17 protein-coding genes are annotated in these 19,397 nt (G+C 36.5%); 12 read left to right on the top strand and 5 right to left on the bottom strand.

Going from position 1 to position 19,397, the window contains the following annotated elements:
- Positions 1 to 38: 38 nt before the first annotated feature.
- Positions 39 to 650 carry a 30S ribosomal protein S4 gene (gene rpsD, locus ACN0NP_RS04520; RefSeq protein ID WP_004233633.1) on the top strand — a complete coding sequence of 204 codons (612 nt, stop codon included), beginning with the start codon at positions 39 to 41 and terminating at the stop codon, positions 648 to 650.
- 93 nt (positions 651 to 743) lie between these two features.
- Here rpsD and ACN0NP_RS04515 read toward each other — a convergent pair whose 3' ends face one another.
- The gene (locus tag ACN0NP_RS04515) at positions 744 to 1,283 is read right to left on the bottom strand and encodes a TetR/AcrR family transcriptional regulator (protein WP_288263692.1); all 540 of its coding nucleotides are present in this window, start codon (positions 1,281 to 1,283) and stop codon (positions 744 to 746) included.
- 132 nt (positions 1,284 to 1,415) lie between these two features.
- On the opposite strand from ACN0NP_RS04515, the gene ACN0NP_RS04510 reads away from it, so the two are divergent.
- On the top strand, positions 1,416 to 4,130 hold the full coding sequence (locus tag ACN0NP_RS04510) for a YhgE/Pip family protein (protein WP_423217653.1): 2,715 nt from the start codon (positions 1,416 to 1,418) through the stop codon (positions 4,128 to 4,130).
- Positions 4,131 to 4,279: 149 nt separating this feature from the next.
- On the top strand, positions 4,280 to 4,633 hold the full coding sequence (locus tag ACN0NP_RS04505) for a DUF1304 domain-containing protein (RefSeq protein ID WP_004233620.1): 354 nt from the start codon (positions 4,280 to 4,282) through the stop codon (positions 4,631 to 4,633).
- 37 nt (positions 4,634 to 4,670) lie between these two features.
- Here the strand turns inward: ACN0NP_RS04505 and ACN0NP_RS04500 are convergent, their stop codons facing one another.
- The 4 genes from ACN0NP_RS04500 to ACN0NP_RS04485 form a co-directional block, all read right to left on the bottom strand.
- Positions 4,671 to 5,582, bottom strand: coding sequence for a DUF4097 family beta strand repeat-containing protein (locus ACN0NP_RS04500; RefSeq protein ID WP_423217652.1), 912 nt, complete (start codon positions 5,580 to 5,582; stop codon positions 4,671 to 4,673).
- Positions 5,579 to 6,163: a DUF1700 domain-containing protein gene (locus ACN0NP_RS04495; RefSeq protein WP_423217651.1), complete on the bottom strand. Its 585-nt coding sequence runs from the start codon at positions 6,161 to 6,163 to the stop codon at positions 5,579 to 5,581. Before ACN0NP_RS04495 ends, ACN0NP_RS04500 begins: the two co-directional genes overlap by 4 nt.
- Complete coding sequence (locus ACN0NP_RS04490) at positions 6,150 to 6,476, bottom strand: PadR family transcriptional regulator (protein WP_021143348.1); 327 nt, start codon at positions 6,474 to 6,476, stop codon at positions 6,150 to 6,152. The genes ACN0NP_RS04495 and ACN0NP_RS04490 overlap by 14 nt, the downstream gene beginning before the upstream one ends.
- A 250-nt stretch (positions 6,477 to 6,726) precedes the next feature.
- Entirely contained in the window at positions 6,727 to 7,020 is a 294-nt protein-coding gene (locus ACN0NP_RS04485) for a WXG100 family type VII secretion target (protein WP_021143347.1), read from the bottom strand.
- Positions 7,021 to 7,264: 244 nt separating this feature from the next.
- On the opposite strand from ACN0NP_RS04485, the gene essA reads away from it, so the two are divergent.
- The 9 genes from essA to ACN0NP_RS04440 all read left to right on the top strand — a co-directional run bounded on the left by essA (position 7,265) and on the right by ACN0NP_RS04440 (position 19,393).
- Entirely contained in the window at positions 7,265 to 7,735 is a 471-nt protein-coding gene (essA, locus tag ACN0NP_RS04480; protein WP_423217650.1) for a type VII secretion protein EssA, read from the top strand.
- The gene (locus tag ACN0NP_RS04475) at positions 7,716 to 7,982 is read left to right on the top strand and encodes a hypothetical protein (protein ID WP_423217649.1); all 267 of its coding nucleotides are present in this window, start codon (positions 7,716 to 7,718) and stop codon (positions 7,980 to 7,982) included. The genes essA and ACN0NP_RS04475 overlap by 20 nt, the downstream gene beginning before the upstream one ends.
- The gene (gene essB / locus ACN0NP_RS04470) at positions 7,972 to 9,120 is read left to right on the top strand and encodes a type VII secretion protein EssB (protein ID WP_423217648.1); all 1,149 of its coding nucleotides are present in this window, start codon (positions 7,972 to 7,974) and stop codon (positions 9,118 to 9,120) included. Before ACN0NP_RS04475 ends, essB begins: the two co-directional genes overlap by 11 nt.
- 6 nt (positions 9,121 to 9,126) lie before the next feature.
- Entirely contained in the window at positions 9,127 to 13,578 is a 4,452-nt protein-coding gene (gene essC, locus ACN0NP_RS04465; protein ID WP_423217647.1) for a type VII secretion protein EssC, read from the top strand.
- 7 nt (positions 13,579 to 13,585) lie between these two features.
- Positions 13,586 to 16,381 carry a type VII secretion protein EsaA gene (gene esaA / locus ACN0NP_RS04460; RefSeq protein WP_423217646.1) on the top strand — a complete coding sequence of 932 codons (2,796 nt, stop codon included), beginning with the start codon at positions 13,586 to 13,588 and terminating at the stop codon, positions 16,379 to 16,381.
- A gap of 67 nt (positions 16,382 to 16,448) precedes the next feature.
- Entirely contained in the window at positions 16,449 to 16,865 is a 417-nt protein-coding gene (locus ACN0NP_RS04455) for a YwqH-like family protein (protein ID WP_024344450.1), read from the top strand.
- A gap of 11 nt (positions 16,866 to 16,876) precedes the next feature.
- Positions 16,877 to 17,158, top strand: coding sequence for a variable surface protein mvspG (locus tag ACN0NP_RS04450; protein ID WP_423217645.1), 282 nt, complete (start codon positions 16,877 to 16,879; stop codon positions 17,156 to 17,158).
- Positions 17,158 to 17,820: a DUF4176 domain-containing protein gene (locus ACN0NP_RS04445; RefSeq protein WP_423217644.1), complete on the top strand. Its 663-nt coding sequence runs from the start codon at positions 17,158 to 17,160 to the stop codon at positions 17,818 to 17,820. The genes ACN0NP_RS04450 and ACN0NP_RS04445 overlap by 1 nt, the downstream gene beginning before the upstream one ends.
- Positions 17,810 to 19,393: a T7SS effector LXG polymorphic toxin gene (locus tag ACN0NP_RS04440; protein ID WP_423217643.1), complete on the top strand. Its 1,584-nt coding sequence runs from the start codon at positions 17,810 to 17,812 to the stop codon at positions 19,391 to 19,393. Before ACN0NP_RS04445 ends, ACN0NP_RS04440 begins: the two co-directional genes overlap by 11 nt.
- Positions 19,394 to 19,397 lie beyond the last annotated feature (4 nt).

The raw sequence follows: 19,397 nt of genomic DNA, 5'->3' as shown, positions 1-19,397 counted from the left end.
TTCCTACAAAATTTTTATTTTATAGGAGGACATTTTAAATGTCACGTTATACTGGTCCATCATGGAAACAATCACGTCGCCTTGGCTTGTCTCTTACAGGTACAGGTAAAGAATTAGCACGTCGTAACTACGTGCCAGGTCAACACGGTCCTAACAACCGTAGCAAACTTTCTGAATACGGTTTGCAATTGGCTGAAAAACAAAAACTTCGTTTCACTTACGGTGTAGGTGAAAAACAATTCCGTAACTTGTTCGTACAAGCTACTAAAGTTAAAGGTGGAACTCTTGGTTTCAACTTTATGGTTCTTTTGGAACGTCGTCTTGACAACGTTGTTTACCGTCTAGGTCTTGCAACTACTCGTCGTCAAGCTCGTCAATTCGTTAACCACGGTCACATCCTTGTTGACGGTAAACGTGTTGATATCCCTTCATACCGCGTAACTCCAGGTCAAGTTATCTCAGTTCGCGAAAAATCAGCTAAAGTACCTGCTATCCTTGAAGCTGTTGAAGCTACTCTTGGACGTCCAGCATTCGTATCATTCGACGCTGAAAAACTTGAAGGTTCATTGACTCGTCTTCCAGAACGCGACGAAATCAACCCAGAAATCAACGAAGCTCTTATCGTTGAATACTACAACAAAATGCTTTAATTCTCAGTTTATTGAAGTATTTAAAACCACGGTTTTTGCCGTGGTTTTTTTGTTTTAAAAAAATAAAAAACCGCCTAACGGCGGTAAAATTATTTAAAGAGGTAATAACTTTAAAATGAGATTAGTCATTTGACGTGGGGATTCTTTCTTACCTTTAGCAATCCATGTTTGACAAACACCAAAAAATGCATAGGCGAAATAAATGCTGCTGTATTCTCTTTCAATTGGTGATAAAGCAACTTCGCGTCCAAATCGATCTTGCAAGTCTGTATTGATAAAGATACGGACTTTGTTGATGATAAACGTTTGAAATTCGCGTGTCCCGTTTGCTGAAATCAAAGCTGACAATAATTGTTCGCGTTGTAGAAATTCGAAGATTTCCAAAAAAGCGTGTTCTTTACTGCCTTCGTGCTTTTCAAAAATGTACTCGACTTGGTTGAAGAGTGTCTGTTGGTAAGAATCAATTAACTCAAATTTATCTTTGTAGTGAGTGTAAAAACTTGAGCGACTGATACCAGCTTCTTTAGCGATTTTAATAGCTGTGATGTCATCAAAGCTTTCGGACTTTAAGAGAGTTACCATAGCCTCTTGGATAGCTTTTCTTGTGTTTGCTTTGCGGTTGTCATGTGCCATACTAAAAAACCTTTTGAACACTTTTAGACAGGGTGTCCAAAAACTCCTTCTTTTGTCTTGAAATTATTTTATATCCTTGTATAATATATTTTATCATAATTTTTGAACAGTGTGTCTAAATTAGGAGAAAATATGTTAGAAGAATTAAAAGCACTTATTAAAAATCCTAAACTTTGGGTAACAATGATTGGGGTTGCGCTTGTGCCAGCTCTTTATAACTTGTCATTTATAGGCTCTATGTGGGACCCTTATGGTAGCTTAGATAACTTACCAGTGGCAGTTGTAAATGAAGACAAGACAGCAACGCTTAATGACAAGAAATTAACAATCGGTGACGACATGGTAGACAGCATGTCTAAAAATAAAGCCCTCGATTATCATTTTGTTAGTCAGAAAAAAGCTGATCAAGGCTTAAAAGATGGTGACTACTATATGGTTATCACTTTGCCAGAAGATTTGTCAGAGAAAGCTTCAAGCTTGCTAACAGATAAACCGAAGAAACTAAACATTAAATATCAGACAACAGCTGGTCGTAGTGTGGTTGCTTCAAAAATGAGTGAATCAGCAATGACTAAGCTTAAGGATACTGTCTCAGAAAATATCACGAAGACTTATACGAAAGCAGTCTTCAAAAGTATGACTAGTCTTCAAGATGGTTTGAAAAAGGCTAGTGATGGTGGAACACAACTGGTTGATGGAAGTCAAAAGCTTGAATCAGGTAGCCAAATCATTACAGATAACCTTAATAAAGCCGCATCAGGAAGCCAACAACTTGCTGATGGCTCAACAACACTTGCCAATGGTCTTGGTGAATATACAGCTGGTGTTGGAAAATTAGCACCTGGTCTTGACAAACTCTCTGGAGGTGTTTCAGCATATACCAATGGTGTCGGACAATTATCAGCTGGTTTACCAGAGTTATTAGCTGGTGCTAATAAATTATCAGCAGGTGTGTCAGAGTATACCACTGTTGAAGGTCAAGTCGCCAATGGAATGCCTCAATTAACGCAAGGGTTTAATACGTATGCTAATGGTGTTTCAAAAATCTCAGCTGGTCAATCTGCCTTTGAAACAGCAGTAACTTCATATACTGATGGCGTAAGTCAGCTTTCAGCTGGTTTGACTCAATTAAATGCCAAATCTAAAAATTTAACTGATGGTATTAATCAATTACAAACAGAAAGTAGCAATAATCTAGATCAATTAATTGCAGGTGCGACTAACCTAAATAACGGCTTACAAGCCACTCAAAATGAACTAAATAATACAAGCTTGCCAGACATTTCACGATTACAAGCAAATCTTAATAGTCTAAATCAACTTGGACAAGATTTGTCTGCGATTAGTTCAGCGATTTCATCTATTAATAGTTCAGACTTGGCAGCAGTACAGTCAACGTCTGCTTACCAAGGTCTTAGCCCAGAACAACAAGATGAAATTAATGCTGCTATCACTAATAGTGGTGCAACAACTGCAAATAATTTAAAAAGTCAAATTTCAGGTATTCAAACACAGCTTGCCTCACTTCAAGATTTATCAGCACAATTAACGAATTTATCAGTTCTTCTTGATAAAGTAGCTACCTTAAAAGCTAATGCTTCAACTGCTAGCGCAGGAAGTCAACAATTAGTGGATGGTTTAACGCAATTTAAAGCAGGTTTGACATCAGATAAAGGTATTCCAGCTTTGGCTTCAGGTATTTCTAGCTATACATCAGTTGTTGGACAATTAACTACAGGAGCTAACCAATTAACTGGTAATAATGAAGCGTTACTATCTGTAGCCTCTCAATTGAGCTCAGGTAGCAATCAACTTGTTTTAAATAGTCCTGAATTAAGTAATGGTCTTGCTCAAGTTCAATTTGCAACTTCAGCTTTAGCTGCGAAAAATGAAGAATTAGTAAGCGGTGGTAAGGCAGTAGCTGGCGGTGTCAAAAAAGCAACAGATGGCGCTAATCAACTCGATTCTAAAAGTGATGAGTTAAGAAGCGGTGCAAGTGAAGCAGCATCAGGTGCTAACAAGTTAGCTGCAAACAATGATAAGCTAAATAGTGGTGCTAAGCAATTACAATCAGGGGCACAAGAATTAGCTTCTGGATCAAGCAAATTGGCTGCTGGTAGTGGTACATTGACAAATGGGTTGACAACAATGACAAATGGGTTGACAACATTGACAACGTCACTTTCTGATGCAAGTCACCAATTATCACTTGTCTCTGTGGACGGTAAGAATGCAAAACTTGTTTCTGAACCTGTTTCTACAACAGCTAAGGATAAAGATAGCGTGAAAACAAATGGTATTGGTATGGCGCCTTACATGATTGCTGTATCACTTATGGTTGTTGCTCTTTCAACAAATGTTATCTTTGCTGATTCATTATCAGGTCGTCCTGTTAAGAATCGCTTTGAGTGGGCAAAACAAAAATTGTTCATCAATGGTTTGATTTCAACAGCAGGTTCAATCATTCTTTATGTAGCTATTCAATTTCTTGGAGTTGAAGCTAACTATGGTTGGCAAACACTTCTCTTCATCATCTTGAGTGGATGGACATTGATGGCACTTGTTACAGCCTTGGTCGGTTGGGATAACCGCTATGGTTCATTTGCTTCATTGCTTATGTTGCTCTTACAAGTAGGGTCTGCAGGTGGATCATATCCAATTGAACTTAGTCCGAAATTCTTCCAAGTTGTACATCCATATATGCCAATGTCTTACATTGTTTTAGGTTTACGTCAAACCATTTCAATGACATGCTCAATTGGAAAAGAAGTTGGTGTTCTAATTGGATTCCTTATTGCTTTCATGGTATTAGGACTTATCATTTATAGAAAACAAGACGCAGAGTGATAGATTTTCTATCCTCTGTTTTTTGTAAGCAAATCATTTGAAGAACTGTGTAAGCTTTTGTATACTTAACAAAAGTCAAATAGTTTAGAAGTGTTTACAACATGTTTACAGGCTTGTAAAACTTTAAATTTATGAAAAGAGGAAAAAACATGTCAATTATTACAATAGTTTTAGCTATTTTAGTAGCCTTAGAGCATTTTTACATCATGTATTTAGAAACTTTTGCGACGCAGTCCAAAGCGACAGCGCGTGTCTTTAACATGTCAGAAGAAGAGTTACAACGTGAGTCTGTAACTAGTCTATTTAAAAATCAAGGAATTTATAATGGTTTGATTGCGGTATTTTTGCTTTACGGTATCTTTACAGAAAATATTAGTATTGTGGTTATTTTTCTTTTGAACGTTATTTTGGCAGCAATTTATGGTAGCTTGACGGCTGATAAAAAAATCATACTTAAGCAAGGTGGCCTAGCTATTTTAGCCTTGTTAACATTTTTATTTTAATAAAATAAAAGGTATCGCATTGCGATACCTTTTTAGTTTACTGGATAGAAATATCACCCGTATTTCCTTTGAGACTTAAAATGTTACTTGTAGATGGTTTGAGTGAATCAGAAATATCAGCATCTCCTAAGTTGTTGCTAGCTTGGAGGGTAAGATTTTTGTCAGCTAGCGTAATGTCAACATCTCCTGTTGAAACGGAGAGCTCATTTTTATTTTCAAATGCAATATTGTCGGCTGAAAAATCTCCAATTGAGAGACTAATCGTTGAGTCAGAGACTTTACCATTTTCAAAGTCGATATCACCAGTGTTACTTGTCAAAGTGAAATTTTTTAGCTGAGCATCTTGAAAATTACTATCCCCGACAGATAAGTTACTTTTACCTGATTTGAAGTAGCTGTTTGTGAGTTCAAAATCACCAGCATTTAGGTCGATGTTAGCATAATCAGCAGTTAGATGATTGATTTGAAGGTCACCAACTTTGACTTTTGCAATAAGTGAGTGAATAGTTGTTTTTTTAGGAATCGCAATAGTAATGGTGTGGTTATCCGTAACGACACCATTTTTGGCAAGTGTCAGAAAATCAGATAGGCTAGGGAAGTGAATGCCAGTTGTTGATTCTTTCCAGTCGCCAGTTTGTTTAATAGCTAGGATTCCGTCGTTTGTCACTTGATGAGAAACACGAAGTTTTGAATTATCTGTGTATGAGATGCTTGGTTTATCACTGTTTGTTGGGGTGATGATGACATTGTACACTGTCGTATCAATATCAATTTTGTCAAAATTTTCTACTGTTTTTGTGTAAAAATGCGAGTCATGTTTTTCTTTGTTATCATAATAACTTTGAAGTTGTGAAAGCCCGCCACCAGCAAGTCCTGCAGCAGTCAATCCTGCACCGATTAAACTAGCACCAATACCAATACCTAAAACAATTTTTGTCCACTTTTTCATGATTTTCTCCTTTTGCTTGCAATGATTTTTGTTAAGTTGACAAGTCCAATCCCAGTATATTTACAAACGGCACCAGCAGCTAGAATGGCAAGTATTGATAAGCCGCCAGCAAGTAGTCCTAAGCCAAGTCCGAGGGTCGTACTTGCATAAGAAATGTTGAGATAAGACCAACTATTAACAAGTAGAGCTCCACCAGAAATGAAAAGCCCAACCCCTAAAGCGATGACTGCAACAAGTATGCTGACAACGACAGCTACAATAGCAACAATTATCATTAAAAGTAAAAAGACAAGCGGTAAAGCAACTGGACTAGCTAGAATGGCTAAGATAGCAATCCAGAAAATAACAGCTCTGTTTTTAGGTGTTTTTTCATCTTCAACGATTTTTTCATTGAGTAATCGACTAATAATATCATGCGCGGCTTCTTTAGGAGTGCCTAGTTCAGCAATAACTTCTTCTTCGTTTTCAGGACCAGCTTCATCGAAATATTCTCTGAAATAGTCCATTGCTTCCAGATAATCCTCTTTTGGCAATTTCTTTAGATATTTATCTAATTTTGCCAAGTATTCACTTTTCGTCATCCTCTAATCTCCCTTCAACAATGTCATCGATTTTTGTGATATACAATTGCCACTCACCCTTTAGAAAGGTGAGCTGTTGTTTACCTCTTTCTGTAGTGGTATAGTATTTGCGTTTGCGACCTTGGTATTCTTGTTGGTAGGTGTTTAAATAACCTGCCTTTTCGAGTTTCTTTAAGATGGGATAAAGCGTTGATTCTTTGATGTTAGCCACTTTTTTAATGGTGTGACTAATAGCGTAACCATAAGAATCTTCTTTATCGACAATCGCTAGGATAAGAAATTCAATAACCGTCGCAGAAGTTGGAAAATACATAGCAAATTCCTTTCTGGCAATATATAAAATTTTTATATATAAATATTTTATATATAAACTATAAATTAGCTTAATCGAAAAGTCAAGCATAATATATAAAAATTTTATATATTATAAAAAATAGAGTGTAAAGATAAAAAAAGCTACTGTAAACTTAGGTTTACAGTAGCTGTTAAAATCAAATTTTGGAAAAGGTGGATTCTGTTAATGATATTCTCAACAGTCTCCCAGTCCACCTTGCCAGAACAAATTAGTTAAGTCCGAATGAAGCAGAGTCTTGTGCGTCACGTTCTGCAACAGTTTCAGCATAGTTGTTTAATTGTTGATTGATACTTGCAAGCAACTCTTCAAATTTTTGAACTTGAGTGTAAAGCTGGTTGTATTGTTCAAGGTAAGCGTTGAAAGCTTGACCTTTCCATTCTTCAGCAATTTGACTGTTCATGCTGTTTACAGATTGGATAGCTTGCTCAATTTGTTCTTTTGAACGAGTGTAAACTTGAGCTTGCTCCTTAAGTTGTTCTGGTGTTACGCTAATAGCGGCCATATAAATCTCCTTTAAAATTCATTTTTTTCTAAATTATACGCTTTTATTTTTTTTTGTAAAGTATAAACCGCAAAAAATAAATTTTATTTCATCGGATGAATAAATAAATTGGCCCTATGATATTGTTTTATATGGCAAAATATTTGAGTGAAAAGGCTTATTTTGCTATTGGTAGATAGCTTAAAAAGTGGTATAATTATGAGACACACATGAAAGGGAATTTAAATATAGAATATTTAGGGAAATGAAAAAAGGGATAATGGGGATTTATATTTTGTGTTTATTTTTAAGCACATCAGTCGTTTTGGCAGAAAACGGCAATCTAAATTTAAATACGGACTCTATTTCTAACACGAAACAGAAGTCAGCAGGTAATAGCATTGAGGAGCTTTATGCGCCGAATCTTTTCTTAAATCGCACACAAGAAGTTGTCGATAAGGAACATCAAAAAGAAAAGAAGATGCTAACAACTGCAAATCATTCTGTTTTTAAGAAAGATAATGAAAAGACAATTTATTATCGCTTAGATACTGAGAAGGTGACGTCAAAGCAATTTGTTAATTATCATGTTGATGAGAGTTATAAAGTTGCTAAAGAGAACCAATCTCAGAAGAAATCGTATTTGAATTCGATTGCTGTTTTTTGCTTTTTTATTTTGATGACAGGATTGGGAATTTATTTGGGAAGGAAACGTCATGGCATTCGACAACATTGATATTACAATTGCTTATCAAGATAAGCAAATTGATTTACGAATTTCGCGAGGTTTGTCTCTTATTAAGCTAGAAGAGTTATTAAGAGAATTACATATTTTGTCTCGGCTGGGTTTTGTTGAAAAGGAAGATCAAGCTTGGGAACTTTGCTTGAAAAATAAGGCGATAACTTTAAATCGCTACGAGATGTTAGTTAATTTTCCGTTAGGAAATGGGGATATTTTGGAGATTAAAACTTATGATATTTGAGGATAACCATTTAAAACTTGTAGAAAAAGACAATCAGTTATTAGTGACTGTGCAGCCAAGTGATTATGATCGAAAGAGCCAAGAATTTATTAAAGAATACGTTAAGGCGCAAGTATCATTGACTGAAAATGGGGAGTTGATCTTAGCATATGAGTTGCCAGCTTTTTCAGAGAGTTTAGCAACTTGCATTGCTAAGGCAACGACAGATTTGGAGCGTTATTCTTTAGCTCAAAAAGTGGCGACACTGACTGTAAAACCAAATGACTTTAATGTTGTTTACCTTCATCCGCAAAATATTTATGTTTCAGGTAATGATGTTCGTTTGATTCACTATGGGGTCAGTCATATTTTAGCGCCTCAAGTGTTTAATCAAGACCGCTACTTGAAGGTTTATAAAGCTTTAGTGGCTTCTATTTTGTTGCCCAAGGTTGATTTTGAATTAGCGGTTGAAGGACTCGATGCGGTTCGTGAGTCAATTGCTGAAAAAATCAATGCCTTTCATTCGATTGCTGAAATTAATCAATTTATCAGTGAAGAATGTCATCGTTTAGAGCAAAAAAATAAAGAAAGTAAGGTCCAAGTTAATAAAAAACAATGGCGTGCGTTAGTTGTCGGAGCAATTGTTCTAGCAGTAGCAACATTGACTTTAGGATTCTTTACTTATAAGTCATATTCGAGAGATTTACCGCTGAAAAATGCTGTGATTGATGCGCAAGCTGCTTTTATGTCAACTGATTATGACAAGGCTATTGATATCTTAGAACCTTACGGTATTAATCGTCTGCCGAAATCGGCCAAGTATGTTTTGGCAACTAGTTTTGTAAAATTAGATAATCTTAATTCTGAGCAAATGGAAGCTGTTTTAAATACGATTACTCAGTCTTCAGATGAAACCATTTTAAATTACTGGATTTATTTAGGACGTGGTGACTTGGAAAAAGCACTTGATGTGGCTCAAAATATCGGCGACACTCAGTTGATTTTACACGCTTATACGAATTTATATGAAAAAGTGAAAGCTGATACGAAAATGAGTGGTTCTGATAAGCAAAAGAAACTCAACGAATACGAGAAAGAAATTAGTAAGCTTTCTAAAGAACTTGGAGAAACATCAGGTTCACAATCTAATGGGGATTAATGATTTATGAATCAAAATGATAATGTAACTTATTACCACCACCTTGGTGACTATTTGGGAGATGACAATCAATCACAAGCTTTTTTGTTAAGTTTGTCTGATAAATTATTGTACATGCGTTTTTCTGAAACAACTCCTTTGGATTTTGATGGTAGTCGCTATAGTTTAGGTGATGGTGAGATTTTTAGAAATGGTCAAAAGATAGCTAATCAGAAAGTTCTTGGAGACACAGAAGATTATTATTTTTTGAAACCTGAAACAGATATTTTTACGCTTTACTTGTATCCGCCACATGAAAACTTTGTCTTGTCGTCATCTGATACGGCAGATATTCATTTGGATAGCGAGACCGTTGTCTTATTTTCTAAAGAAAAGGTTTATATTGAGTCTTTAGGAACTTCGTTAGTTTATCTTAATGGCAAGCGTGTCCGTGATAATATTTCACAATCATTTAATGTGGGTGATTCTGTTTTTATTGAGGACTATTTGATTGAATGTCGTCATCACCAATGGAAGATAACACGTTTTTGGAACAAGCCAGAACTGACACAAATGGAAAAATTTTTGTTTCAAGCACCGATGAGTGAATTTCCAAGTGATTTTCCAGATTATCACAGAAGCCCTCGTATTGTACCAACCATTTATAGTGATGCGATTGTCATTGACAGTCCTATGGAAGCCAGTTCAATGGGACGTAATTCTCTACTTCGCGCGATTGTTCCGCCACTTGGGATGTTTGGGATTACTGCTTTGACAAGTCTTGTCAGTCGTAGAAATCCTTGGATGATGCTTGGTATGGGCGGCTTTAGTTTGCTCACTGCTGGGATGACTTTGACACAATATTTCCAAGACAAGAAATATTATAAAAAGCAAGAACTAATTCGTGTTGAAGATTATGACCGCTATCTCTTAAAACAAATCTCAACATTAAGTCATTATCACAATGAAGAAAAAGAAATTTTAGACTACAACCAACCAGATATGGATACTCTGGCTAAAATGGTTTTTGATTATGATTCTCGCATTTATGAACGAATGAATTATAATGCTGACTTTTTACAAGTGTCTTTAGGGACTGGTGATATTGATACGAAGTTGAAACTTCAAACTTCCTTTAAGGAGCAAAGTAAAGATAAACAAGCTATTTTTGCTAAAAAGACGGTTGAAAAGTATCGTAAACAACATCAGGTGCCGATTACTTTGTCTCTTAGCCAAGCGACTGTTGGTATCATTGGAACCTATGATACAACTTATCCAGCAATCTCTAATCTTTTGATGCAACTGGCGGTTTTTCATAGTTATCAAGATATTAATTTTGTAATTTTAGTACCTGAGGAGTCTTATCAAGAAAATTGGTATCAATGGCGCTTTTTACCGCATTTCAAACTTCAGGAACGTAATGTTCGTGGGATTGTTCATGATGCGCGTAGCCGAGATGCTGTTTTAAATGCTCTTTATCAAATTATTCAAAAACGCATGCAACTTAAGCGAGAAATGGGAAGTAAAGATGTTCGCTTTGCACCTCATTATGTAGTGACTATCTTTGATGATTCTTACTTGGTTGGACATAGTCTAAATGAATATTTAGCTGAGGATATGACAGAATTAGGAATCACAGTGATTTGGATTAAGGAAGCACAGCGTTTCTTGCCAGAAACTGTGACAACTTTGGTGGAATACCAAAACCAAAATGTGGGGCAAATTATAAATGATAATGGAGAATATCTAGCACAACGTTTCACACCATATCCAGAAAGTAAAAATTACGAAGCGATTGCTAGAACCTTGGCAAATTTGCATCACGTGGAAGTCGAAAAGAATTCGATTCCTAAATCAGTTACTTTCTTGGAACTTTATAAGGTTGAAAAAGTTGAAGACTTGCAGTTAGCTGAGCGATGGGCTAAGGCAGATACATCTAAGACTTTAGCGGTTCCTTTGGGACTTCGAGGACGTGATGACATTGTTGAGTTGAATTTGCACGAACGTGCTCACGGTCCTCACGGTTTAGTTGCAGGGACAACTGGTTCAGGGAAATCTGAAATCTTGCAATCTTATATGCTATCTTTGGCTGTTAATTTTGGTCCAGAAGATGTTGGTTTCTTGCCGATTGACTTTAAAGGTGGGGGAATGGCTAATCTCTTTAAAGGTCTTCCGCACCTTATGGGAGTTATTACAAACTTAGATGGTGCAGCCAGTGCGCGTGCGCTAGCTTCTATTAAAGCAGAACTTCAAAAACGTCAACGTCTGTTTGAGGCTTTTGGAGTCAATCATATTAATGGTTATACGAAGCTTTATAAGCAAGGGAAAACAGCCACAGATGGTGGCAAATATCCTACAAAACCATTACCACATTTATTCTTGATTAGTGATGAATTTGCTGAGTTGAAGGCTAATGAGCCTGAGTTTATGTCAGAGTTGGTTTCTGCTGCTCGTATTGGTCGTTCACTTGGGGTTCATTTGATTTTGGCAACGCAAAAACCATCAGGAGTTGTTGATGACCAAATCTGGTCAAACTCACGCTTCAAATTGGCTTTGAAAGTATCAGATAAGTCAGATTCAAATGAAATCATAAAAACACCTGATGCTGCTAGTATCGTAGAACCTGGACGTGCTTACCTACAAGTCGGGAATAATGAAATTTATGAACTCTTCCAATCTGCTTGGAGTGGAGCAAGTTACCAACCAAACAAATCAGAGAAGCAAGAGGAAGTCGATGATCGTATTTGGTTGATTAATGATTTGGGGCAATACGAACTTTTGACAGAAGACCTTTCTTTGGAAGAAGACTTGAATGTTCAAACAGAGAAGACTCAGACAGAGCTAGAAGCTTTGGTGGATTATATTTCAGCCTATTCGCAAACAGCAGGAGTGATAATTCCTGATAAACCTTGGTTGCCACCGTTAGAAACTAAGATTATTTCTCCAATTTTAGAGATGTCTTGGTCTGAGGAAAAATGTTTGGCTGTGCCATTTGCCATGATGGATGTGCCGTCTGAACAAGCTAAGCGTAATTATAATTTTGATGTGGAAGAGTTGAGTCACACTGTTATTTATGGTTCACCAGGTTTTGGTAAATCTGTTGCTTTGCAGACTTTAGTAATGAATTTTGCCCGTCTCAATACGCCTGAACAAGTCCAGTTTAACTTATTTGACTTTGGAACAAATGGGCTTTTACCATTGAAAGATTTGCCTCATGTTGCTGATTTGACCCGTCTGGATGAGGAAGAAAAACTTCTAAAATTCTTAAAACGTATTGATAATGAATTGAAAAAACGTAAAGACTTATTTGCTGAATATAGTGTTGCAAGTCTTTCTCAATATGAGCAAAAAACTGGTGAAAAACTTCCTGTTATTCTTACTGTAATGGATGGTTTTGATGCGATTAAGGATAGTCCAAAAGAGGAGATTATCGAAGCATGCATGAATCGTATTTTACGAGAAGGTTCAAGCTTGGGTTGCTATTTGATTGTGACAGCTTTGCGAGCTAATAGCTTGAAGATTAGCATGTCAAGTAACGTTTCAACTAAGATGGCTTTATTCTTGGTTGAGGACCATGCGGTTAAGGATGTTATTGGACGTAATGCTTTGATCCCACAGGAAATCTTTGGACGTGCTCAGGTGAATGATGATAAACCATACGAAATTCAAATCTATCTTCCAAGTGAAGGTGATGAAGATATTGAACGTTTGCGTCACTTAGAAGAAGAAGTGGCTGAAATGGATAAAGCTTGGACTGGACAACGTCCAAAAGCTATTCCAATGCTTCCAAATGACATTAGCCTTTCTGACTTCTATGGCAATGCTTATACGATGACAATGATAAATCATTTGCAAGTACCGCTTGCCTTTGATAAGGAAACCACAAATGTTATCGGTTTTGTGCCTGAAAAACATGGCTATTTTGTCATTATGGATGATACCCCAACGCAAACACGTTTGTTTGAAACGATTATTCTTAAGAATATGGCTTATTTCAAAGGACACGCGCAACGTATCGTCTTTGATCCAGACCAACGTTTTGAAGGGGCTGTCGATAGTTTTGATTTGATAGCGTCTGAAGAAAATTACAGTACGGTCATGAATGATTTGCTTGGAGAAATGGCTTCGCGTTCGCCAGAAGCTGTTAATCAACCAATTTTCGTCTATGTACCAGATGCTCATGCTATCAATGATAAATTAATGTTGTCTAACACTGCTTTGGATACCATCTTGAAAAAAGCAGCCAAAGTTAATATCTATTTTATTTTCCAAGGACATCAAAAAACGATTGAAACGCGCTTTGATGAATTTAACAAACGCTTGAGATCAAATATTCCAGCTGGAATGTTTGGTACGCGATTTGCAGATCAAACCCTTATTAAAGGTCGAACACGTTATGGAGAACCTTTATTAGAAGCAGATGAAGCGCAGTTCTTTGAAGGTAGAGAAGTTTCTCGCGTTAAAATACCTAAGGGATAGGAGAAAAATGAAAAAAATTAAGATTAAACCAAGTGTTGTAGTGATTGCATTTAGTGTTTTCATTTCTATTTTGGCAGTTTCGTCAGGAGTCTTTGTGTATACGCAAGACAAAGAAGTTTCAGTGACAGATAAAGCTAAAAAAGACGAGCAATTGACCGTTGCTTTGGTTAATGAAGATGCAGGTGGTAACTTAAATAATGTCAATTATAACTTCGGTCAAGAATTCACGAATTTATTAACCAATGCAGGGGATTCCAAAGAGAACTGGGTTACCATGCCACGTAGCTTAGCTGAAAGTAAATATAGTGATGGTAGTGCAGATGTCATTATTTATATTTCAAACGACTTTTCAGACAAAATTCTTCAATTGGAAAGTTTTAATCCGTCACAAGCTAAAATTGGTTATAAAGTTAAAAAATCAACAGACACTGTTAAAGAAAAAAATGTTGAAAGCCAAGTTGGCACATACTTGAACTTGATTAATCAACGTGTGATTAAAATGTATTTCTCTAGTGTGATTGGAAATCTTGATGATGCCAAGCGAAATGTTGCAAATATCGTAAATGACCAAGAAACAAGCTATACAAGCTTATCTAACTACATTTACACTCCATCAAATGCGGCTAGTCAAAATCTTGGTGGTTTAACAAGTTATGCGACTGCTCTCCAATCAGGGAACAAAGCTTTTGAAGATAGTCAGGCGAATTTCACCAAAGGCGTTTTTGAAATGCTTAACTCAACAAGTAATGGTTTAAATGGGGAATTACCAGAAGTCAAAAGTTTTGTTGATCTTCAAGCAGATATTGCTAAAAGTAATGTCGCTACCGCTAATACAGCTATTTCAGATCAATTTAAAACAGATACAGACCTTTATAACAACTTAAACGATAACGCTCTTAGTAGTTTAAATAAATTTTACGCACCATCGGCTATCACAAGTGAATCTAATGGTGGTAATACCGTTTATAATTTATTTGCAAACAGCATTTCAGATTATAATGGCATTATTGAAAATTATCGCAGTCAAGTTGAAAATACCCGAAATCGCTTGATGGATTTATTGAACCAGGTTCAAGGAACACGCTCAAAAGTATCTGAACAATATTTCAATGCAGATTTAGGGCTCGATAAAAATAATTATTTAGGAATTGGTAACCGAGAAGACCGTAAATCAGCTATTAAAGGCGATGTTCAAAATCAAGTCACTAATCAGCAAGTAAAAGATGCTCTTGCTAATCAAATTAAGAGCTCACTTGGCGGGACTCTTCCATCAGAGTATGAAGGAGAGATTGCTAATTTGATGGGAAGTATCGATGTTAACAGTGCTGATTACAACGCCCTCTTTTCAAAACTAGAAAGCATGGGAGCTATCACGTCTGACGAAGTGACTGCTTATCAAGCAAAACTAGGCTTACTTAGCCAATACCAAGCAGTAAAAGGTGTGACAACTGCTGGTGGAGCAACTTATTCATTCTTAACTGCTGAAGATGCTAAACCTAGCCAATCAAACGTAGTTTCTATTAATGTTGCACCAACCTCAACACAAGTAACAACACAAGTAAGTGATTCAGCTAAAGATGCTTCTGAAGCAGAATCAAAAGATAAGCAAACAAACTCTCAAGAAAGCACTGAAACAAAACAAGATGCTACAACTGTTGCCATCACTGATGTTTCAGGAGGAAGAGTTGTTTTTGCAGATGACTGCTCAACAAGTAAACAAATCACAAGCGCTCAAAGCCTGAAGATTGCATATACTTTTGACTCACTTGCTGTTGGTACTCATACCATTAACTTCAATTTGAAAATTGGTGACAGTACTATTCCAATGACTTATACAACCTTTGTGACAGACACTGCAGATGATGTGGCATTGGTTAAAGAAGATTTGAAAGCTATTTTAGCGCAATTAAGCAATATCAGCACAGCAGCTGCTATGGTTCAAACTTTATATGGCGAACCTGGTCAAACTGATTTAAGTAAAGTCAATGTAGCCAATCCATCAGCTAACTCTGTAGTTAAAATGTATGGCAATTTGACGTACGACAATATCGCAGGTCTTGATATTGATAACTATAAAAATTCAGGGCTTACTTTGTACACTGAATTGACTAATGAAATGACTGAATTGCAATCAGCTATTAATGATTTACCTGGTTTATCAGACGAGCGTTTGCCTCGTAATTACTTTGCACAAGGTTTACAAAGTTTAGTGGCTTGGTATAATTCAGCTGCCGATAGTTTGAATGCAGAATTTTCAAATTGGTCACATAATCAAGCCAAGGTACTTAACGTAGCTCCTTATGGCAGTGGAAATGCAGACGGAACTAGTCTTTATGTTGATGCTTCTAGTGGAGATGCTCTTTATAGCAGTATTTCAGAACTTGTCAAATCAACGTCAGATAATGCTCAATCAACAACAAGTAATTATCAAGCATTGGGAACAATGACTGACCAGTTTACACAATTGGTTTCTCAAGTGAATACGATTCAAAAAGATGTTGATGATACTATGGCAAATACTAATAAACTTATTAGCAGCCAAGCTGGCAATATCCAAGAAAGCACAACATATGCTACGAACTTTTCTAAAGTATTGAAAAATGCTCGTAGTGGTGGTACAGATAATGAAGCAGTCATGAATTTCTTGTCTAATCCAGTAAACATCACGAAAAAAACAACCAGTGGTGTGGTTGCAGAAAAAGATAATAAGATTTGGATTGTTGTGACAGCTCTTGTTTCAAGTATTTTATCAATTATCGTGACATATTTCTTAACGAAATCAAGCAAACCAAAATCTAATTAAGTAGGATAAGTCCGGGTGCTTTTAGCATCTGGATTGTCTTGCATTTATTTTAAAAAGGGAGAATGCTGTGGGGAGCAAAGAAGTAAAACATTATCAAAGTTGTGCTAGAACTTGTCGTAGTCACAGTAGTAGTTTGCGTTCGAATCGCAAAGCTGCTATGGACAAAAAAGAAAAATTGGAAAAGGCAAAATCTAAAATTACCAGTGAATTGAGTCAGGTATCTAGTCAAAAATCGACCTTGTTGACTTTAAATAACGTTGACACAGGAAATTTTGTAGGTGACCGTCAAGCTAAGTATCAAGGAAAAATGTCGGCGGCGCTTCAAAAGTTATCAACTTATAAAACAAGTGAAGATGATAATTTGACATCTATTAATAATAAAATTGCTGAACTGGAGACTACGATTTCAAGCCTAACATCGCAAATTAGCAGTTGGGATCAACAGGCTGTGATGTACGATCGTATGGCTGCAAGTAGTATGTAAGGGGAGAATTTATGGCAAAGACGGGAGTAGATTTAGAAGAGTGGAAGAGTTTAACAGATGGTGTTGCTTCTTCGACAAAAGGTATTAGTAAAATAAAATCACTGACATTTGCAGAAACAACTTTAAAACCATTTCTTGATTTTCATAAGAATATTGATAAATTTAATGCATCAATCAAGAAATTGAAGACTTTTACTAAAGATGATGCTGATAAAATGTATAAAGCTGGTAAAAATAAATCAGATGATGATGCTAATGAAGCCAAGCACACACGTAGTAAGGGAGGCAAATAATGCAAAATGAATGGATGCTAATGCTTAAAGAAGCTTTGAAATCTTTACAAATTGCTGATGCAGATATCGAATTTTTGGAGAGCTTGGCTTTAGTATTTTCAGGACATCCAGATGTTTTTACCGCTTGTCACTTGGCTTATTTGGATGAAGAAAAAGCTTACCAGTACCATCCAATTATTGGAGCCTCTTATGAATTTACCTTTGATTACGATTTAGGCAAGGTGACGATTAGCAGACCAGATGGTCAGTTGGACTTGTCACTGTCACTATTTCAAGCATTTTTATCATACGTGGACTTGTTATTTGGCAAAATTTATCCTTTAGGCAGTATTGTTGAGCTTGATAAGGAGCTTTTACCTGAAGAATTGGTGGCTTCTTTTGCTCGAGAAAATATGGATTTTAACGTTGTTATCACAGGTCGCCGTGCTTTGGTCAATAATCAGACAGCTTATGCTGATTATATTGGCTATGTCTGGCCGTATGGTATGGATTTTGAGACGCAACCGCTTTTGATTAGTAATCTTTTTGTTAAACGTGTGATTTCAGAAGGTTATACGGATGCGCGTGACAAGCATTATTGTGATGAAGAGTTACGTCGAGCTTATTTTTATGATAAAATTTTCTCAACGTTGTATCCAAAGGGAGAGATTTATGAAGATTAAGATGAGCGAGGTAATAGCACAACGCGATAGCCTCAAAAGCTCTATCAGCCAAACAAAGAGTCAATTATCAAGCGCCAAGAAAAAACTAAAAAGCGCAGCCAATTCAGAGGCCCTAAAAGGTGATGTTAAAGATGCGATTAACAATAAAATCACTAACTACCAAGTGCCTTTGTTAACTAACTATGTGAACAGTTTGGATGTCATCTCGCAAGGTTATGATAATCTCATCAGCACTTTTAAGAGTATTGTGAGTGAAAACAGCGACTCTGCCATTATTGACACAGATGTCTTGCAACAAATGGTGGACAAGTTCGACACGCCGCTAGAGCAATTAAAGACAAGCTCCGACGCGATTAACAAGGCAATTGACGATGTCGCAGACATTGTCATACTAACCAAAGTGACAACGAATGATGCCATTTCAGAATTTAGAGGTGCCAAGAAGGTCTTAACCAACACCATCAAGGACATGGGGACTTTCAATAATACTGTCTTCACCAGCGAAGCAGGCGACATCCTAGACGAACAAAACACGCAAATTGGAAGCTTATCTAACCTAGGAAGTAGTTCATATACTAGCAAGAAAGCTAAAGATTTCTACAAGAAAACAGCTTTCAAGACAGAAGTTAAAGAAACTAAGCTTGTTGTTTGTGGTAAGGCTAGACGAGACCAGCTAAAAAACGAACTCGCCAAGAATTTGTATGATTCTAAATATAGTGGGTATATGGTAAAAACAAATTCATTACCAGCTCCAATTTTGCTAACATTGGAGAAAAAGGGTAGCGACTATTATACAGAGTTTGAAAAAGTTATGGATAGTGATACGGCGAAACGCTTAGGACAACTTTTTAAACTTTTACCAGATAATTTAACCAAGGATATTCTAAAATCGGATGGCTTCTGGGAAATTTTATCAAGTGTTGAAAAAAGTGGAGCTAAAGGAAGCAAGGCTGTCGATTTGGTTCTAGAAGGTTTATCTAAGTATGAAGGATTAGGTAAAAGTAGTAAGTATTTGTCTAAATTAGGCGAATTATCTGGAAAGGTTGCATCTCCTGTCAAAGAAGGTGTTAAGTGGGGAATTGAAAAAATTTCTGGTTTTACTTCTTTGGAGAAGGCTGTTACTACAGGTAAAAATTTTGTAGGTGATGCAAAATTCTTAGGAAAAGGTATCAAGATTTTAGGAAAAGTTGGAACAGTTATGACCGTTGCAGATATTGGTTTTGAAGGAGTTTCCGGAGGAATCGAAGAATACTCTAAAACAAAAGATGTTGGAAAGGCGGTTAAACATGGAGCTTTAGATGCTGTTTCAAGTATAGGACCACTAGAAGGAGCAACATTAGGAGCTGCAGTAGGTAGTGTAATTCCAGGACTTGGAACCGCTGCTGGAGCAGCACTAGGAGCAAGTATTGGAGGTGTCATTCAAATCACCAAATGGGTAGAACCTGATTTTTTTGATGATCCTGTAAAAGGAACAAAAAATATTATTAATAAGATTGAGGCTGGAACAGAAACAACTAGTAAAGAAATCGACAGAGCATTTGAAAAAATTGGAAAGGCAGTGGGTGTTGGATGACTAA

The sequence above is a fragment of the Streptococcus equinus genome, assembly GCF_049393805.1.
In the GTDB taxonomy this organism is placed as follows: domain Bacteria; phylum Bacillota; class Bacilli; order Lactobacillales; family Streptococcaceae; genus Streptococcus; species Streptococcus equinus.
The sequence above is the reverse complement of the archived record's forward strand: the minus strand, read 5'-3'. Positions and strand labels throughout refer to the sequence as shown.

Bases quoted from the DNA above. Each gene is read 5' to 3' on its own strand.
- ACN0NP_RS04475 (WP_423217649.1), top strand. From the start codon at position 7,716: ATGGCATTCGACAACATTGATATTACAATTGCTTATCAAGATAAGCAA.
- esaA (WP_423217646.1), top strand. From the start codon at position 13,586: ATGAAAAAAATTAAGATTAAACCAAGTGTTGTAGTGATTGCATTTAGT.
- essB (WP_423217648.1), top strand. From the start codon at position 7,972: ATGATATTTGAGGATAACCATTTAAAACTTGTAGAAAAAGACAATCAG.
- essA (WP_423217650.1), top strand. From the start codon at position 7,265: ATGAAAAAAGGGATAATGGGGATTTATATTTTGTGTTTATTTTTAAGC.
- ACN0NP_RS04505 (WP_004233620.1), top strand. From the start codon at position 4,280: ATGTCAATTATTACAATAGTTTTAGCTATTTTAGTAGCCTTAGAGCAT.
- rpsD (WP_004233633.1), top strand. From the start codon at position 39: ATGTCACGTTATACTGGTCCATCATGGAAACAATCACGTCGCCTTGGC.
- ACN0NP_RS04490 (WP_021143348.1), bottom strand. From the start codon at position 6,476: ATGTATTTTCCAACTTCTGCGACGGTTATTGAATTTCTTATCCTAGCG.
- ACN0NP_RS04440 (WP_423217643.1), top strand. From the start codon at position 17,810: ATGAAGATTAAGATGAGCGAGGTAATAGCACAACGCGATAGCCTCAAA.
- ACN0NP_RS04450 (WP_423217645.1), top strand. From the start codon at position 16,877: ATGGCAAAGACGGGAGTAGATTTAGAAGAGTGGAAGAGTTTAACAGAT.
- ACN0NP_RS04485 (WP_021143347.1), bottom strand. From the start codon at position 7,020: ATGGCCGCTATTAGCGTAACACCAGAACAACTTAAGGAGCAAGCTCAA.
- ACN0NP_RS04515 (WP_288263692.1), bottom strand. From the start codon at position 1,283: ATGGCACATGACAACCGCAAAGCAAACACAAGAAAAGCTATCCAAGAG.
- ACN0NP_RS04510 (WP_423217653.1), top strand. From the start codon at position 1,416: ATGTTAGAAGAATTAAAAGCACTTATTAAAAATCCTAAACTTTGGGTA.
- ACN0NP_RS04495 (WP_423217651.1), bottom strand. From the start codon at position 6,163: ATGACGAAAAGTGAATACTTGGCAAAATTAGATAAATATCTAAAGAAA.
- ACN0NP_RS04445 (WP_423217644.1), top strand. From the start codon at position 17,158: ATGCAAAATGAATGGATGCTAATGCTTAAAGAAGCTTTGAAATCTTTA.
- ACN0NP_RS04500 (WP_423217652.1), bottom strand. From the start codon at position 5,582: ATGAAAAAGTGGACAAAAATTGTTTTAGGTATTGGTATTGGTGCTAGT.
- essC (WP_423217647.1), top strand. From the start codon at position 9,127: ATGAATCAAAATGATAATGTAACTTATTACCACCACCTTGGTGACTAT.